Genomic DNA, 2,591 nt, shown 5'->3' on the forward strand with positions numbered 1-2,591 from the left:
TCTTCTTGCCCGACTCCGTCCGCGCCGGGCTCATCGCCAGCCTGCTGGACGCCGGCCTGCAGGATCGGATCTTCCTCTCGATGGATTCCGTATCGGCGCACATCGGCCCGAAGTCGAAGTTCGACGCCGACGCACCGACACCGCTCGTCTACCTCGTCACCGAATTCACGGACATGCTGGGGCGGTACGGCGTCACCAAGGAGACGGTGCAGGCCTTGCTGACGCAGAACCCCGCACGCCTCTTCGGGGGACCGTCACGAGCTGCCGAGAACCCGGAATGAGATACGCAACGGTGACGTAGCGAGGTTCAGGTGTCGGTCCGACGGTGATTTCGACAATGTCCGCTACCACTTCACCCAGGCTATCGTCGCCTATCAGTGTCAGGTGCGGCTCCGGGCAGGCCTCGAGAAGGTCGTGGATGACGGCGGGCACGATGCCGATCACCAAGACACATTGATTCGGGATTTATCCGCTCAGGATGATTGTGTCTGACTGTCTCGGTGGCCCGTATCGTCAGCCGCACGGAGATTTCTTCACCGACGCTGCGGCACTCGCGTTGTCCCTCCCCGAGGGTGTGGGTCTCGATACGAATCGGACTGAAGCCTTTGCGGAGCAATTTGTTCCAGACGGAATCCCGTTCGTTCTCAACCCTGATAGTCGTATCACTCCGTGCTTGACAGGTTCTTCCGCTCGCTGCCGACATCGGGTGTGCGATCGCAACGAAGTTGGCGGGCCTACGCCTACGACCTGGCCATCTCGTTATCTGGGCCATACCACTGGCGAGCGACACCGCAGCCATCTCCGACGTGGGAATGTCCCAGTTCGCCGGGCAGATGGGCAATGCGACGAACCGCCGGCGCATCTGCGCGGTGGGATTGCTGGAATCAGCCCTGGTTCCTTCCTGCCCAGCGACCTGAGACGGCCAGGCCACCATTCGGTTAGGCCCTGGTGGAACACGGCCATTCGCCGCAATCGGTGTCTGAACCGTCCTGGACGTGGTGGAGGCTCCTGATTCAACAAGGAGAATGCTGGTATGCCTGCACCGAGGAAGTACGACGCCGACACCCAGGAGCGTGCGGTCCGGATGTGACAAGACCGGATCCGTGACACCGGAGAGCCGAAACTGTCCGCTCGCCGCCACGTCGGCGAACTGCTGGACATCAAGCCGGCGACGCCAAAGGAACTGGATCGAAGCCGCAGAGCGAGAACGCTCCCGAGCCGCATCGACGGCAGGCGACCACGTCGACGTCGACGAGGTACGCCGCCTGCGTAAAGAGAATGCCGAATTGCGCAGGCAAACCAGATATTGAAGACCGCGAGCGCGTTTCTCGCGGCGGCGGAGGTCGTCCCCCGCAAGCGGGAGGTGCCCCACGCCGACTGCGGTGATCGTCGATTACATCGATGCTCACCGCTCTCAATTCGGGGTCGACCCGATCTGTGCCGTACTCACCGAGCACGGCATCAGTATCGCCCCATCCACCTACTACAAGGCCAAGCAGCGCCGACGTATCGCGTCAGCCCTTATCGAGCACCACTCGATACCGGACGTCCGTACGATCGCGTCGTCCAAGGCTCCGCGGGTCGAGTTCCAAGAACTCACCTGTAGTCTCATTGCGGCCCCACTCGAAAATGCCAGTTCGAGAGGCAATTACCCAGTTGCCTTCAACACACACAAGCGTGTCGATAAAGCGCAGGTAAATCACCACAAAGCCGTCGCACCAAGGATGCCCTTCCGGTCCGCTGTGCAAACAGGTGCAATACGATTCGGCGATCGCACGATCGCCGTCGACGGTGATCGTGCTGGTGGTCAGCGCGTGCATTGTGCGATCGAGAGAGGGTAGCCCATCCGCACTCCCATTGGATTCGATGTACTCGCTGATAGAACCCGAGAAAAAGCTACCGAGATCGACCGTGGCGTCATCGAGATAGCAGGACGCGAGCAGATCGAAATCCATCCGGTCGGTTGCGATGGCCGCGGTCGCGAGTTGGTGCCGGATATCTTCGATCGCTGCAACGCGGGCGAAATCCGCATCTACTGCCCCAGTCGAAGTCATGACTGCTTGGCTCGCTGCACCTCGAGGTTTTCGAGGAAGTCGACAATTGCGGCTGTGGTCTCGATCGGACGCTCCCGGGTGAACCAGTGGCCACAGCCCTTGATCACTACGCTGGCGCGGTGGTTGGGAACAGTCTTGTCGAAGGCGGCAACGGCTTCGGAGCTCCACAGGGTGGCGACATCGAATTCGGCGCCGATGAACAGCGCCGGAGCCTCGATCGGCCGGCCTGCGAAAGGTTCTAGTTCCTCCCAGCTCAGATCCATTGCGCGGTACCAATTCAGAGGCGCTTGCAGGCCGGTGCGTTCGAACTCGGCCACGTAGTCGTCGAGGTCGGCCGCGAGCCATTCCGGAATGGGATCAGGTGTCAGGAGGCCATCCCGCATCTTCGCGCCGGGTTCCAGGCAGACGCCACTGCTGCGTATCTGTGCCTCGACATCCGCAGGCGAGGCGTCCAGGGGGTTTGGGGCTTTGTAGTCGGCGGGATACGGTCCGCCGGAGAACGAGTAGTACTGATCACGCAGGAACCCGCGAGGATCC

General features: G+C 61.6%; 3 protein-coding genes and 1 pseudogene. 2 read left to right on the plus strand and 2 right to left on the minus strand.

Going from position 1 to position 2,591, the window contains the following annotated elements; genetic code table 11:
* Together WAW17_RS32400 and WAW17_RS32405 are read left to right on the plus strand one after the other, a co-directional pair.
* On the plus strand, positions 1-281 hold a 281-nt coding region (locus tag WAW17_RS32400; protein WP_422336922.1), incomplete at its 5' end, for a hypothetical protein.
* Positions 282-1,033: 752 nt separating this feature from the next.
* Positions 1,034-1,529, plus strand: a pseudogene (locus tag WAW17_RS32405) (IS3 family transposase); the annotation flags it as partial.
* On the opposite strand, the gene WAW17_RS32410 reads toward WAW17_RS32405, so the two are convergent.
* Both WAW17_RS32410 and WAW17_RS32415 read right to left on the minus strand, forming a co-directional pair.
* Positions 1,515-2,054, minus strand: a complete 540-nt coding sequence (locus WAW17_RS32410; protein ID WP_422336923.1) for a nuclear transport factor 2 family protein — start codon at positions 2,052-2,054, stop codon at positions 1,515-1,517. The pseudogene WAW17_RS32405 and the gene WAW17_RS32410 sit on opposite strands and share 15 nt — an antisense overlap.
* The coding region (locus WAW17_RS32415; protein WP_422336924.1) for an alpha/beta fold hydrolase at positions 2,051-2,591 on the minus strand (541 nt) is incomplete at its 5' end. The genes WAW17_RS32410 and WAW17_RS32415, both read right to left, overlap by 4 nt.

The sequence above is a fragment of the Rhodococcus sp. (in: high G+C Gram-positive bacteria) genome (genome assembly GCF_049286785.1).
Taxonomy (GTDB): Bacteria; Actinomycetota; Actinomycetes; order Mycobacteriales; family Mycobacteriaceae; genus Rhodococcus_F.